Genomic DNA, 14,562 nt, shown 5'->3' with positions numbered 1-14,562 from the left:
CCCACACTATCGGCTGGGCACGACGGCGGCCCGCCGCCTGTGGATAACCACCTGCGACGGGCCGCTCAAGACGTGTGTGTATGTGTGTGCGTGTGCGTACAAGAGGCACGCGCGCCCTGATCCGGACGCGATTCAGACAGCGGCCTTCTTCAGCCGACGGCGCTCGCGCTCGGACAGGCCGCCCCAGATGCCGAAGCGCTCGTCGTTGGCGAGGGCGTACTCGAGGCACTCGGAGCGGACTTCACAGGCGAGGCAGACCTTCTTGGCCTCGCGGGTCGAGCCGCCCTTCTCGGGGAAGAAGGACTCGGGGTCGGTCTGGGCGCACAGCGCGCGCTCCTGCCAGCCGAGTTCCTCGTCCGCGTCGTCGACCAGCAGTTGCTGCACCGTCTCGGTCATGTGCGCCCCTCGTCTGTCTTTCGCGTCCCCGTGATGTAGCCGTTACCGATTTCGGCTGAACGACACGAGTGAAATTACAAGTGTGCTGCTCCGGGCGAGTCAAGCCGAGATCTGCTATTGGGCCCCTTATTCACTCTGCGGAACCAAGGCCTAGCGGAAAGTGTTCAAATCGGCATAAACCTTGACACACGGAAGGGACCCCTAGGGGCCTCCAGCCCGTGCAGGGCCTCTGCAGGGAAGGACGCCCAGAAGTTCGATCTCGTTGCGACGAGCACGTCGAAGCGAACCGGATCACATTCGGATCACGGGATCGCATCGAGACTCCTGCGCCCGGTTGTGCGCCATGTGTCCCGGGTGGCCCCTGAACAAACCTTTCGCCACAGAGATGAACCGGATGAGGTGAAACATGTCCCACATACCGGGCGTCGAGTTGACAGTGAAGGTGTGAACCGCTGTCCTTGTGGGCATGCTCGCGAACTTGGCACTGACCTCGACCCGCACCGCCGGGTCCCACGGTGCTGCCCGCGCTCGCTGTAGCTGTTGCTGTCCCAGCTGTTGAGCCCAACGCGCTCCGGCTGCCTCTGAGTCCACGCGACTCGGCTGCTTGTTCCCCACACCCCGACCAGGGCACTCCTGTCCCCCGTGACCCGGGCGGACGGTACGTGACACCAGCCCCCCCACTCTTCCGCCGAGGAACCCCGCACCCCATGAACAGCGACAGCGACCTCCAGATCGCCGGCGACATCCTCGAAGTCCAGCACCTCCTCCAGACTCCGCGCGAGCACCCGGCCACCGTCGCCGAGTTCGTCGGCCTGGCCCGCACCATCGCCGCCGACCGCTCCCAGTGGGAGCACCTCGTCCGCTACGACGCCACCACACGCTGGTACCACCGGCTGCGCACCGGCCCCGGCTATGAGGTGTGGCTGCTGTCCTGGGTGCCCGGCCAGGGCAGCGGACTGCACGACCACGGCCCCTCCTCCGGCGTGCTGACCGTGCTGGACGGCACACTGACCGAGCGCACGGAGCGCGGCACGCGCGCGTTGGCGGCGGGGGCGGTGGGGGTCCCCCCGCTCGAGCGAAGCCGAGAGTGGGGGAGGGTGTTCGCGCCGGGGTACGTGCACGAGGTCGTCAACGACACACTGGAGCCGGCGGTGAGCCTGCACGTCTACTACCCGGGGCTGACGGAGATGCCGATGCACGCCGCGCGGTGCGCCGCGTCCGCCGCGCCCGATCCGGTGGACGCGGCGACCGCCTGACGGGTTTCGTCCGGTTTTCCACCGGCAGCCGGTTGTCCACAACCACATGCCGCGTTGTCGTACCCGCCTGCGAGACTTGCTCTCATGCGCATTGTGGTTCTGGCAGGCGGCATCGGTGGTGCTCGGTTCCTGCGCGGCCTGAAGCAGGCTGTGCCGGACGCGGACATCACGGTCATCGGCAACACCGGGGACGACATCCACCTCTTCGGGCTGAAGGTCTGCCCGGACCTCGACACGGTGATGTACACGCTCGGCGGCGGCATCAACGAGGAGCAGGGCTGGGGTCGGGCCGAGGAGACCTTCCATCTGAAGGAGGAGCTCGCGGCGTACGGCGTCGGACCCGAGTGGTTCGGGCTCGGCGACCGGGACTTCGCCACGCACATCGTGCGGACGCAGATGATCGGCGCCGGATATCCGCTCAGCGCGGTGACCGAGGCGCTGTGCGACCGGTGGAAGCCGGGCGTCAGGCTGATCCCGATGACCGACGACCGGGTCGAGACACATGTCGCCGTCGAGGTGGACGGGGAGCGCAAGGCCGTCCACTTCCAGGAGTACTGGGTGCGGCTGCGGGCCTCGGTGCCGGCCGAGGCGATCGTGCCGGTCGGCGCGGAGCAGGCGAAGCCGGCGCCCGGTGTCCTGGAGGCGATCGCCGAGGCGGACATCGTGCTGTTCCCGCCCTCCAACCCCGTCGTCTCCGTCGGCACCATCCTCGCCGTGCCAGGCATCCGCGAGGCGATCGCCGACGCCGGGGTGCCCGTGGTGGGCCTGTCACCGATCGTCGGGGACGCGCCCGTGCGCGGGATGGCCGACAAGGTGCTCGCGGCGGTGGGCGTGGAGTCGACGGCCGCGGCGGTCGCCGAGCACTACGGCTCGGGGCTGCTGGACGGCTGGCTCGTCGACACCGTGGACGCGGGCGTGGTGGAGCGGGTCGAGGCGGCCGGGATCCGCTGCCGGGCGGTGCCGCTGATGATGACCGACGTCGAGGCCAGCGCGCGGATGGCGCGGGAGGCGCTGGCGCTGGCGGAGGAGGTGCGGGGGATTTGAGCGGCGAGGTGTCCGAGGGGGCTTCGAGCGTGGGGGCCGCGGTGAGTGGTGACGGAAGCGGAGGCGTTGGAGCCGCGGTGAGTGGTGGCGCTGGCGGGAGCGCTACGGCGATCGAGCGCGGCGCCGGGTACCGCGTCTGGGCCGTCGCCGGGATTCCCGAGGTCTCGCAGGGTGACGATCTGGCCAAGTTGATCGCCGCCGCCGAGCCCGGCCTGGCCGACGGGGACGTGCTCCTCGTCACCTCGAAGATCGTGTCCAAGGCCGAGGGGCGCGCCGTGCAGGCGACGGACCGGGAGGCCGCGATCGACGCCGAGACCGTACGGGTCGTGGCACGGCGCGGGGCGCTGCGGATCGTCGAGAACCGGCAGGGGCTCATCATGGCCGCCGCCGGGGTCGACGCGTCCAACACCCCTTCGGGGAAGGTGCTGTTGCTGCCCGAGGACCCGGACGCGTCCGCGCGGGCGATCCGGGACGGGCTACGGGACGCCCTCGGGGTCGACGTCGGGGTCGTCGTCACCGACACCTTCGGGCGGCCCTGGCGCTCGGGGCTCACGGACGTCGCGATCGGCGCCGCCGGGGTGCGCGTGCTCGACGATCTGCGCGGGGGTACGGACGCGTACGGCAATCCGCTCAGCGCGACCGTCGTAGCGACGGCCGACGAACTGGCCGCCGCGGGCGATCTGGTGAAGGGCAAGGCCGCCGGGCTGCCTGTCGCCGTGGTGCGCGGGCTGGCGCACGTGGTGGCCGAGGGGCACGGGGAGGGGGCGGGGGCCATGGTGCGTGCGGCGCGCGACGACATGTTCCGGCTCGGCACGTCGGAGGCCGTCCGGGAGGCGGTGACCCAGCGGCGTACGGTGCGGGCCTTCACGGACGAGCCCGTCGACCCGGGTGCGGTGCGGCGGGCGGTCGCGGCGGCTGTCACGGCGCCCGCGCCGCATCACACGACGCCCTGGCGGTTCGTACTGCTGGAGTCCGAGGAGTCGCGGATACGGCTGCTCGACGCGATGCGGGGCGCCTGGATCGCCGACCTGCGGCGGGACGGGAAGAGCGAGGAGTCCATCGCGAAGCGGGTCCGGCGGGGGGATGTGCTGCGAAACGCGCCGTATCTGGTGGTGCCCTGTCTGGTGATGGACGGTTCGCACACGTACGGCGACGCCCGGCGGGACGCGGCCGAGCGGGAGATGTTCGTCGTCGCCGTCGGGGCCGGGGTGCAGAACTTCCTGGTCGCGCTGGCCGGGGAGCGGCTGGGGTCGGCGTGGGTGTCGTCGACGATGTTCTGCCGGGATGTCGTGCGGGGGGTGCTGGGGCTGCCGGAGGGGTGGGATCCGATGGGAGCGGTGGCGGTCGGGCATCCGGCGGAGGAGCCGCGAGCTCGGGCGGAGCGGGATGCGGGGGCGTTTGTCGAGGTGCGGTGACGCGCACCGGTTAGCGTCTACCCTCGTAGGGCCCCTCCCACTTCCCTAGGACCTCATTCGTGGCAGGACGTTTCGCTCCCCGGCCCACACGTACGACCGTACGCAGCGGGGAGGTCGTCGTGCCCGGCGCGCGGGCGGCCGTGGGCGCGGAGTCGGGGCGCGTGCGGAGGTACGTGCCGGACGGGCCGTTCGATCTGAGGCTGGTGCTCGGGCCGCTGCGGCGGGGGCCGGGGGATCCCACGTTCCGGGCGATGCCGGACGGGTCCGTGTGGCGGGCCAGTCTGACGCCTGCGGGGCCGGGGACGCTGCGGGTTTCCGTGTACGGCGGTGAGGTGCGCGGTGAGGCCTGGGGGCCCGGGGCTTCGTGGCTGCTGGAGCAGCTGCCCGAGTTGCTCGGGGCCGCCGATGATCCGTCCGTTTTCGCGCCTCGGCATCGGGTTGTCGCCCATGCGTGGCATCGACGGCCGGGGCTGCGGCTGACGCGGACGGGGCTGGTGCTGGAGTCGTTGATTCCGTCAGTACTGGAGCAGAAGGTCACGACGGATGAGGCGTATCGGGCTTGGCGGTTGCTGGTACGGAAGTTCGGGGAGCCGGCGCCGGGACCTGGGCCTGCGGCGGGTGGGCGGTTGTGGGTGATGCCTTCGCCTCGGACGTGGGCACTCGTTCCGTCGTGGGAGTGGCACCGGGCCGGGGTCGACAACAAGCGGGCGTCGACGATTCTGCGGGCTGTCCGGGTGGCTCGGCGGCTGGAGGAGGCGGTGAGGATGTCTCCGGAGGATGCGCAGGCGCGGTTGGAGGTCGTGCCGGGGATCGGGCCGTGGACGTCGGCGGAAGTGGTGCAGCGTAGTCATGGGGCGGCGGATGCGGTGACCGTGGGGGATCTGCATCTGCCGGGGATTGTGGGGTGGGCGCTGGCCGGGGATCGGGATGCGGACGACTCCCTGATGCTGGAGTTGTTGGAGCCGTATGCGGGGGAGCGGCATCGGGCGGCTCGGTTGATTCTGTTGAGCGGGCATACGCCGCCGAGGCTGGCGCCGCGGATGCCTCGGGGGGACATCGGGCGGTTCTGACTGCTCCGCTCCCTGACGGGAGGAGTTTCCTGGCTCAGGCCGCCTCCTGGGGCGGCGCTCCAGGAGGTCTTTTCGCCCATGTCCGGCTCCGCCGGGCAGGCCGTACCGGCGCTTCGAACCCCCGCCCCCGCCTCAGGGACCGCCGCCCCCTACTGATCCGAAGAGAACCGCACCGCCCCCGCCGGAATCCGCGCATCGCACCACACCCGGACGCCCTCCTTCAGCTCGTTGTCGGCGCCGATGATCGCGCCGTCGCCGATGACCGTGCCGGTGAGGACCGAGCGTTCGCCTACGCGGGCCCTCGTGCCGATGAGGGAGTTGGTGATGATCGCGCCCGGTTCGATGACCGCGCCGGGGAGGATCGTGCTACCGAAGACGCGCGCGCCCTCCGCGACGAAGGCGCCCTCGCCCACCACCGTGCCGCCGGTCAGTTTGGCGTCGGAGGCGACCGTGGCCGTCGGGAGGATGAGGCGGTCGCCGCAGCGGCCGGGGACCGCGGGGGACGGGGCCCGGCCGAGGACGAGGTCCGCGGAGCCTCGGACGAATGCCGCCGGGGTGCCCAGGTCCAGCCAGTACGTCGAGTCGACCATGCCCTGGAGGTGGGCTCCCGCTGCCAGGAGGTCCGGGAAGGTTTCCCTTTCCACCGAGACCGGGCGGCCCGCCGGGATCGTGTCGATGACCGAGCGGCGGAAGACGTACGCCCCCGCGTTGATCTGGTCGGTGACGATCTCCTCCGGGGTCTGCGGCTTCTCCAGGAAGGCGGTGACGCGGCCCGTCTCGTCCGTGGGGACCAGGCCGTACGCCCTCGGGTCCGGCACCTTCGTCAGGTGGAGGGAGATGTCCGCGGCGGTGCGCTCGTGTGTCGCCACCAGAGCCCTGATGTCCAGGCCGGTCAGGATGTCGCCGTTGAAGATGAGGACCGGGTCGTCGGGGGATGAGGAGAGGCGTGAGGCGACGTTGCGGATGGCTCCGCCGGTGCCCAGGGGCTCTTCCTCCGTGACGTATTCCAGGTGGAGGCCCAGGGACGAACCGTCGCCGAAGTGGGGTTCGAAGACCTCGGCCAGATAGGACGTCGCCAGGACGATGTGGTCGACGCCCGCCGCTCTCGCTCTCGCCAACTGGTGCGTGAGGAAGGGGACTCCGGCCGCCGGGACCATGGGCTTGGGCGTGTGCACCGTGAGCGGACGCAGCCGGGTGCCTTTGCCGCCGACCAGGAGGATCGCTTCTGTCACCTGTCGTCTCTGCTTCCTGCCGGGACCGGCCGAACTGTCTTTCGACCGGCCAGTTTGTGCAGACCGTTGCGCGGTGCCCTCGACGGCAGTACGGCGTCACGTTCCGCCTCTCGTCCCCCGACGGCGGTGAATGTGTTCCCGGTTCCCGAGCCGCCCGTTCCCGGCGTCAGCGGCCCTGGAAGCGGGCCGCCGTGGTGCGGGCCGAGCCGAGCTTGCGGTAGAGCTCCCCGCCGGGGCACTCCGTGGCGTAGCCGTCCCGGTGGCCGGAGATCACATTCAGTCGTACGTTCTCTCCCTTTCGGTAGAGATTGCCACCGTCCGACTTCAGGTATGTCTTGCCACGCGGATTGGCGCCGAACAGGCCCAGCTTCCAGGCCGTGAGCCGCGCGACGGCCTTCACCCCGGCGGCGGGCGGCTTACTGGCACCGAAGCTGCCGAGGACGGCGATCCCCATGCTGTTGGTGTTGAAGCCGAGAGTGTGGGCGCCCAGGACCGGCTTCGCCACGCCCCCGGCACGGCCCTCGTAGATGTTTCCGCACTTGTCGACGAGGAAGTTGTAGCCGATGTCGCGCCAGCCCATGCTCTTGACGTGGTAGCGGTAGATACCGCGGATGAGTGAGGGGGCCTGCGAGCAGCTGTAGTTGTTGCCGGACGCCGTGTGGTGCACGAAGGCCGCCTTCACCTTCTTCGTGTAGGCGAACTTCCGCTCCCGCCAGCTCTCGTTCGCGCCCCAGCCGCGCCGCGTGACGATGCGCGGGCGCGGGCCGATGTACGGCTTCGTCTGCTGCGCCTCCATCAGCTCGCCCGCGCGCAGGGTGAACAGCTCCCACTCGGTCTGGGCCTGGTTCAGTTCCGGGATCTCCGTGGCGCCGAGGGGCGCGAGTTCGGCGTTGGCGGCGGAGGCAGCCAGGGCCTCGGCGCTCTCGATGGTGTCGATGGTGTCGATGGTGTTGACGGTGTTGGTGTGCCAGGTGCCGGCGATGTCGGCCCTCGAGACGGTCGTGGGGGTGTCGGCCTCAGGTGGCGCCGGCGCCGTCCCTGGGTCCACGAGTTCCAGGCGTAGGCCGGTGGGGAGGGGGGTGGCCGGGTGCGAGGTGCGGGTGTCCGTGGCCGTCTGGACTCGTACCTCCACTCCGTCCGATTCGCCCACCCACAGCGGGGCCGTGGCGCCGCGCAACCGGGACGAGGCGCGTTCGGCGGTGCCCGGGTCGGCCGCGTGTTCGGCGTTGTGGGTCTCCACGTCCTGCCAGCCGGACCAGGTGTCGGTGCCGGCGGTACGGGTGCGGACCTGGACGCTGCCGTGCAGTTCGGTGTCCGGGTTGTCCCAGACGACGCCGACGAGGGAGAAGGGGCGTACGTCCGGGCGGAGCAGGCCCTGTTCGGTGGGGACGCCGAAGGCACGGGTACGGGGGGTGAGGGGCAGGGACTGGGTGCTGCCGGGGGCGTACGGCTCGGCCGCCGGACCGGCGGAGGTGGCCGCTTCCGCGGTCGGGGCCGGTCTCGCGGTCGCCGCAGTCGCCGCAGTCGCCGCAGTCGCCGCGGTCGCCGCGGTTGCCGCGGTCGCCGCGGTCGCCGCGGTCGCCGCGGTCGCCGCGGTCGCCGCGGTCGCCGCGGTTGCGGGCAGGGTCAGCGGGACGGCCAGGGCCGCCGCGCAGGTGACGCCGATCGAGGAAGCAAGGAATCCACGCATGCCCCTGATGTTGGACATAGCCACACAAGTCTGTCTATTGGGGAATTGACGGGCTGTCGGGGGGCAATGGGCCGATCCGGTGGCACCGCCGGGCCGTGCGCGCCGGTGTGTCCGCGTACGCTTGCGCGGGTGAATGCCACCGATCGCACCCCTGCCGACCTGCTGAGTTCCGCGCTCGCTGCGGATCCCGGACGCCCCCTGGTGACCTTCTACGACGACGCCACCGGGGAACGCGTCGAATTGTCCGTGGCCACCTTCGCCAATTGGGTGGCCAAGACCGCGAACCTGCTCCAGGGCGACCTCGGTGCCGGGCCCGGTGACCGGGTCGCGCTGCTGTTGCCCGCGCACTGGCAGACGGCGGTGTGGCTGCTGGCGTGTTCGTCGGTGGGCGCGGTCGCGGACGTGGCCGGGGAGGCGGGGGCCGCCGACCTGGTGGTGAGCGGGCCGGACACGCTGGATGCGGCGCGGGCGTGTGGTGGGGAACGGGTGGCGTTGGCGCTGCGGCCGCTCGGTGGCCGTTTTCCGCAGCCGCCGGCCGGTTTCGCCGACTACGCCGTCGAGGTGCCGAGTCAGGGTGACCGATTCGTGCCGTTCGCGCCGGTGGATCCCGAGGGGCCGGCGCTGATCGTGGCCGGGCGGGAGTTCAGCGGGGCCGAGGTCGTCGAGCGGGCGCGGGCGGAGGCGCCGGCACTGGGGCTTACGGGGCCGGGGTCGCGGATCCTGTCCGGGCTGCCGTACGACACGTGGGAGGGCCTCAACGCCGGGCTGTACGCGGCGCTGGCCACGGGGGGTTCGGTGGTGCTGTGCCGGCACCTGGAGGCGCTTGGCGAGGAGGCGCTGGCCAGGCGGATCGAGAGCGAGAGGGTTTCGGCGACGGCGCGGTAATTGGAGGGCGGGGGGCTGGCTCCGGGCGGCTGACGCAGGGCGGCTCTCGCCCCCGCCGCCCCTACCCGTCCCATCCCCAGGGGCTCCGCCCCTTCGCCCCCCCCGCCAGGGGCTCCGCCCCTGAACCCCGGCGGGGACTGCGTCCCCTGCACCCCGCGGGGTCCCCTCCCCCCAGCGCGCTCCCCCCCCAGACCTGGCACCCCCGCCTCCCGCTCCCCCATCCCCCTTCACTCATTCAGCCCATCACCACCCACCCCCCGCCCCCCACCCACGCCATGGTCGTAGAAGCAGCCCGCACGACACGTTCGTACGTCATGAGGGGTGGAGTCGCACGTGACCGACAACGCAGGCATGGGCTCCGAGGGGGCGGGCCGCGGTGTGGACGAGGCGGTGGGGGCGTCCGCCAGTGGTGCGGGGGGTATACGGCGGCGTCGGAGGCGGTGGGTGCGGTACGGGGCCCTTGGGCTCTGTGGGCTTGTCGTCGTGGCCGGCGGGGCCGGGGTGGCCGTTTATCTGAAGCTGGACGGGAACATCACCCGGGACGAGGCCGCCGCTGCCGAGCTTGCCCGGTTCGAGCGGGAGCGGCCCACCTCGCTGGTTCGGGATGCACGGAACATTCTGCTCATCGGGTCGGACTCGCGGGCGGGGGACGGGAACCGCCCGTATGGGCGGGACTCGGGGACCGAGCGGTCGGACACCACGATCCTGCTGCATCTGACCGCGGGGCGGCGCAGCGCCACCGCGGTGTCGATCCCGCGCGATCTGATGGTGGACGTGCCGGGGTGCCGACGGCCCGACGGTAGCCGTACCGAGCCGATGTTCGCGATGTTCAACTACGCCTTCCAGGCGGGCGGTTCGGCCTGCACCGTCCGGACTGTCGAGAGGCTCACCGACATCCGTGTCGATCATCACGCCGTCGTCGACTTCCGCGGGTTCAAGGAGATGGTCGATGCCGTCGACGGGGTCCGGATCTGTCTGGCGGAGCCGATCGACGACAAGGCGGCCAAGCTGCGGCTGCCGGCCGGGGAGGTGACCCTCGACGGCGAGCAGGCCCTCGGCTACGTCCGCGCCCGCAAGTCGCTCGGCGACGGCAGCGACACCGACCGGATGGACCGGCAGCAGCGGTTCCTCGCGGCGCTCGTCAACAAGGTGTGGAGCAATGGCGTACTCCTGAATCCGGTCAAGCTTTATCCGGTGCTGGATGCCGCCACTTCGTCGCTCACCACAGATCCCGATTTGGCCAGCTTGCGTGGTTTGTACGAACTCGCTCGCGGGCTGCGCGACATCCCCACCGAACGTGTGCAATTTCTGACTGTTCCGCGGGAGTCGTACCTCTACAACGCCAATCGCGATCAACTTGTGGAACCTGAGGCGGAGAAGTTGTTCGAGCGGTTGCGTACGGACACACCTTTGGAGGTCGCGGGGCCGTCCGGCTACAGCGGGTACCGGTCTTATGACCATGAGGGTGGGTACAGCGACGGGAAGGGGGCCGCTGAACGGCCCGGTGAGCCCGCCGCGGACCCCGCCCCCACACCTACTTTCCGCGGGAACACCGCCGCCGAGGACGCCTGCGGGTAAAGCGATCGCCAAGTCGACGAACCCCAGTTCAGGGAAATGCGGCAGATTGCCCTTTGTAGGGACGTGGAATTTGTCACCGTCGTCGCTTGACGTCGAACTGGACGGATAGTGTGAGCAATCCGGTGCACCCGGCCGTAGTTAGGCTTGCGCACTGTTTGACCGAGACCCGAGCGCCTTGGAGGGGGAAGGCGCCGCGTGGCCCCGACGGAGGACTCAGACAACCGTGGACGCGCAAGGCCGTGGGCGGGCGGACGACATCGACCCCGCAGACCAGTGGGTACTCAATCCGAACACCGGCGAATACGAACTGCGACTGACTCCTTCCGCAGCGCAGTCGCCCGTACCTAGACCGCGTAGATCCGCGTCCGGTGCCGCCGGCGCCACGCGTGCAGCGGGTGGCGCCGGCGGTGCGGTGCGCAGCCGGACCGCACCGCCGGAGCGTGAGGTGCCGGGGCGGGAGGTCCCGCCGCCGCGCAGGCGCCGGGGTGCGCCCGAGGAACCCCTGCCGGGGCGGCGTGGCCGCCGACCGGTGAAGAAGAAGGGGAAGGCGAAGAAGGCGCTGCTGTGGACCGGCGGTGTCATGGCCTTCGTGGTGCTCGCCGCGGCCGCTGGCGCCTACTTCTACATCCGGCACCTCAACTCGAACATCGACTCGGTTCCGGACGACGGCGCGAGCACGGGTGGCTTCCAGAAGGACAAGGCCATCAACATCCTGCTGATCGGCACCGACAAGCGCACCGGCTCGGGCAACGAGGGCTACGGCGACGCCGGCAGCGTCGGCCACGCCGACACCACGATCCTGCTGCACGTCTCCAAGGACCGGACGAACGCGACCGCGCTCAGCATCCCGCGTGACCTGATCGTCGACATCCCGGACTGTCCGACCACCCAGGAGGACGGCAGCCAGAAGGTCATCCCGGGCTCGGCCGGCGTCCGGTTCAACACCAGCCTCGGCCAGGACGGCCGTACGCCCAGCTGCGCGATGCGGACCGTCACCGAGCTGACCGGGGTGAAGCCGGACAACTTCATGGTCGCCGACTTCAACGCGGTCAAGACGCTGACCTCGGCGGTCGGCGGGGTCGAGGTCTGTCTGGCCAAGGACATCGACGACCCGGACTCGCACCTGAAGCTGGCGGCGGGCACGCACAACATCGAGGGCGAGCAGGCGCTGGCGTTCGTGCGCACCCGGCACTCGGTCGGCTTCGGCGGCGACCTGAGCCGGATCGAGCTGCAGCAGCAGTTCCTCAGCGCGCTGATGCGCAAGCTGAAGTCCAACGACACGCTCACCAGCCCGACCAAGATGGTGAAGCTGGCCGAGGCGGGCACCGAGGCGCTGACCGTCGACTCCGCGCTGGACAGCATCGGCAAGCTGAAGGACCTGGGTCTGGAGCTGGGCAAGCTCAACGTCAAGAACCTGACGTTCACGACCGTCCCGGTGATCGACAACCCTGCCGAGAAGGTCAAGGCGACCGTCGTCGTCAACGAGACGTCGGCTCCCCAGGTCTTCGACATGATCAAGAACGATGTGTCGTTCACCGAGGTCAAGCAGCAGAAGAAGAAGGAGGCCGCCGCCGTGGCCGCCCGTCTCAAGGGCACCAAGGCCGACGCCTCCGAGGTACGGGTGCAGATCCTGAACGGCGGGGCGGCAGCGGGCAGCGCGCAGGCACAGCTCCTGTACCTGCAGAACGACGAGGGTGTGTCCAAGTCCGAGAACGCGGGCAACGCTCCGAAGACGCTGTCGAAGACGACGCTCGAGTACGCCCCCGACCAGGCCGACCAGGCGCGCAGGCTCGCCGACATCATGGGTCTGTCCGGATCCGCGATGAAGCCGGGCGAGAGCGTCACCAACGCCCAGGGGCTGCCGACGATGACACTCACCCTGGGCAAGGACTTCAAGGGGGCCGGGGTGAAGCTCAACTCCTCCTCGGCCGCGACTCCCGAGGGGGTCCAGAAGTCCACCGCGGACAAGGTGGAATGCGCCAAGTAGTGACCCGACGGGGCCGTATCGCGTCTTACTCGACGTGATACGTGCCCTTGTCGGGCGTACGTCTGTCCGGCGAACGGCACAACCGTGTCGGGCCCACACCGGTCTGATACGGCAGGGCGGTCGCGGAGCCGGCCTGGGCTGGGGCGGGCCGGGCTCACAGTCGTTCGACAGGGTGTCGATCCGTGGTGGACAGGGTGCTCTGACAGGGTGCGGAGCCGTGCGGGACAGGGAGGTCCGGCGCGGCGGCGCAGCCGTGTCGGGCAAAGGGTGGGGAAGGGCAGGGAGTTGGCGCGGAGCAGTGTGCGGGGGGAGGTGCCCGCGGTGGAGGACACGATGTCCCTGACACCGCAGGGCGAAGACACGTCGCAGGGCGAGGACACGCCGCGGGGCGACGAGGGCGCACCGGCCGACCCGGGCGGCCGGCACGATGGCGGCGGGCACCGCGGCGGGGGTCGCGGGACCGGCCGGACGCGGCGCAGACGCCGTGCGCTGCGCTGGTCGGCGACGGTACTGGCGGTGGTGATACTGGGCACGGCGGGGGCCGGGTATCTCTACTACCAGCACCTCAACGACAACCTGAGGAAGGACGCCCTCAACCTCGGCGACGCGAAGGACCGAGCGGCCGAGCCCGAGGCGAACGCGGCCGGCCAGACGCCTCTGAACATCCTGCTGATCGGCTCGGACGCGCGGGACAGCAAGGAGAACCAGGAACTGGGCGGCGCGAAGGAGACGTTCGGCTCCACCCCGCTCGCCGACGTCCAGATGCTGCTGCACGTGTCCGCGGACCGCACCAACATGTCGGTCGTCAGCATGCCCCGCGACACCCTGGTGGAGATCCCCAAGTGCACCGACCCGGACACCGGGAAGGTGTACGCGGCGACCGTCGGGCGCAGGATGACGAACCAGTCCCTGGGCCGTGGCGGCCCCGGCTGCACGGTGGCGACGTGGGAGAAGCTGACCGACATCCACATCGACCACTTCATGATGATCGACTTCTCGGGTGTGGTGTCGATGGCGGACGCGATCGGCGGCGTCCCGGTCTGTGTGGACGCCAACATCCACTCCAAGGACAGCGCGGGCCACGGCTCCGGGCTGAAGCTGGAGAAGGGCACGACGTACGTCAAGGGCGAGCAGGCCCTGCAGTGGCTGCGCACCCGGTACGGCTTCGAGGACGGCAGCGATCTGGCCCGCGCGAAGGCGCAGCACCAGTACATGAACTCGATGGTCCGTGAGCTGCGCAAGAACGCCAAGCTGAGCAACCCGGGCAAGCTGCGGGCCCTCGCGGAGGCGGCCACCGAGGCGCTCACCGTCGACGACGGCCTGGGCAGGGTGGACAAGCTCTACGACCTGGCGGGCGAGCTCAAGAAGGTGCCGACCGCGCGCATCACCATGACGACGATGCCCAACCGCTATGTCGGCGCCCGCGTCGAGCCCACCGAGGACGCCACCCAGCTGTTCCGGCTGGTGCGCGAGGACATCGCCCTGGACGGCAAGGACAAGAAGAAGACCACCGAGGCGTCGGCGTCTCCGACCGCGGACCCGGCCGCCGCGGACGACGAGATCGCCGTGCAGGTCCGCAACGGCACCCGCACCGCCATGCTGGCCGCGGTCGCCGGCCGGGCCTCCGCGGTCGCCCGGCTGCTCGTCGGCGAGGGCTTCACGCAGGCGGTGGCGGACCAGTCGGTCTCGACGGTCGAGGAGACGACGGTCGTCCGCTACCCGAGCGCCGACCTCGAGGGCGACGCCCAGCGGGTCGCCAAGGCGCTCGGCATCCCGACGAGCGCGGTCAAGAAGTCCACGGACGTGTCCGGGGTCACGCTGTTCGTGGGCGCGGACTGGCGGGAGGGCACGGCGTACGAGGCGCCGAAGCAGAGCGACGAGACGCCGGAGTCGGCGGAGGCCCTCAACGCCTCAGACACGAAGGCCTGCATGAAGGTGAACCCGGGCTTCACCTGGTCATAGAGCGCGGTCGTAGGAGCGTGGCCATAGGCGCGGGCCGGGGCCCGGCG

The 14,562-nt window shown here is 70.6% G+C and carries 11 protein-coding genes; 8 read left to right on the top strand and 3 right to left on the bottom strand.

Annotation, left to right across the window (positions count from 1 at the left end; translation table 11 throughout):
• Positions 1-132 precede the first annotated feature (132 nt).
• The gene (locus AQJ91_RS22805; protein WP_010034659.1) at positions 133-396 is read right to left on the bottom strand and encodes a WhiB family transcriptional regulator; all 264 of its coding nucleotides are present in this window, start codon (positions 394-396) and stop codon (positions 133-135) included.
• A 707-nt stretch (positions 397-1,103) separates the two neighbouring features.
• On the opposite strand from AQJ91_RS22805, the gene AQJ91_RS22795 reads away from it, so the two are divergent.
• From AQJ91_RS22795 to AQJ91_RS22780, 4 genes are all read left to right on the top strand, one after another.
• A complete protein-coding gene (locus AQJ91_RS22795; protein WP_067024801.1) occupies positions 1,104-1,652 on the top strand; it encodes a cysteine dioxygenase in 549 nt (182 codons plus the stop codon).
• An 84-nt stretch (positions 1,653-1,736) separates the two neighbouring features.
• Positions 1,737-2,696, top strand: a complete 960-nt coding sequence (gene cofD / locus AQJ91_RS22790; protein WP_067024798.1) for a 2-phospho-L-lactate transferase — start codon at positions 1,737-1,739, stop codon at positions 2,694-2,696.
• A 77-nt stretch (positions 2,697-2,773) separates the two neighbouring features.
• Positions 2,774-4,111 carry a coenzyme F420-0:L-glutamate ligase gene (locus AQJ91_RS22785; RefSeq protein ID WP_067024795.1) on the top strand — a complete coding sequence of 446 codons (1,338 nt, stop codon included), beginning with the start codon at positions 2,774-2,776 and terminating at the stop codon, positions 4,109-4,111.
• Positions 4,112-4,170: 59 nt separating this feature from the next.
• Positions 4,171-5,181, top strand: coding sequence for a DNA-3-methyladenine glycosylase family protein (locus tag AQJ91_RS22780; RefSeq protein WP_079085124.1), 1,011 nt, complete (start codon positions 4,171-4,173; stop codon positions 5,179-5,181).
• Positions 5,182-5,330: 149 nt separating this feature from the next.
• On the opposite strand, the gene manB is transcribed toward AQJ91_RS22780, so the two are convergent.
• Together manB and AQJ91_RS22770 are read right to left on the bottom strand one after the other, a co-directional pair.
• On the bottom strand, positions 5,331-6,413 hold the full coding sequence (gene manB / locus AQJ91_RS22775) for a mannose-1-phosphate guanylyltransferase (protein ID WP_067024790.1): 1,083 nt from the start codon (positions 6,411-6,413) through the stop codon (positions 5,331-5,333).
• A 166-nt stretch (positions 6,414-6,579) separates the two neighbouring features.
• On the bottom strand, positions 6,580-8,103 hold the full coding sequence (locus AQJ91_RS22770; protein WP_079085132.1) for a peptidoglycan recognition protein family protein: 1,524 nt from the start codon (positions 8,101-8,103) through the stop codon (positions 6,580-6,582).
• A gap of 129 nt (positions 8,104-8,232) precedes the next feature.
• On the opposite strand from AQJ91_RS22770, the gene AQJ91_RS22765 reads away from it, so the two are divergent.
• The 4 genes from AQJ91_RS22765 to AQJ91_RS22750 all read left to right on the top strand — a co-directional run bounded on the left by AQJ91_RS22765 (position 8,233) and on the right by AQJ91_RS22750 (position 14,515).
• Positions 8,233-8,988: a TIGR03089 family protein gene (locus AQJ91_RS22765; RefSeq protein WP_067024782.1), complete on the top strand. Its 756-nt coding sequence runs from the start codon at positions 8,233-8,235 to the stop codon at positions 8,986-8,988.
• Between the two features lie 351 nt (positions 8,989-9,339).
• Positions 9,340-10,566 carry an LCP family protein gene (locus tag AQJ91_RS22760; RefSeq protein ID WP_107122501.1) on the top strand — a complete coding sequence of 409 codons (1,227 nt, stop codon included), beginning with the start codon at positions 9,340-9,342 and terminating at the stop codon, positions 10,564-10,566.
• Between the two features lie 223 nt (positions 10,567-10,789).
• A complete protein-coding gene (locus AQJ91_RS22755) occupies positions 10,790-12,553 on the top strand; it encodes an LCP family protein (protein WP_079085123.1) in 1,764 nt (587 codons plus the stop codon).
• A 333-nt stretch (positions 12,554-12,886) separates the two neighbouring features.
• The gene (locus AQJ91_RS22750) at positions 12,887-14,515 is read left to right on the top strand and encodes an LCP family protein (RefSeq protein WP_079085130.1); all 1,629 of its coding nucleotides are present in this window, start codon (positions 12,887-12,889) and stop codon (positions 14,513-14,515) included.
• Positions 14,516-14,562 lie beyond the last annotated feature (47 nt).

Origin of the sequence: Streptomyces dysideae (genome assembly GCF_001514305.1) — a bacterium.
Classification (GTDB): Bacteria; Actinomycetota; Actinomycetes; order Streptomycetales; family Streptomycetaceae; genus Streptomyces; species Streptomyces dysideae.
Note: the sequence above shows the minus strand (reverse complement) of the source record. Positions and strands in the feature narration are given on the sequence as shown.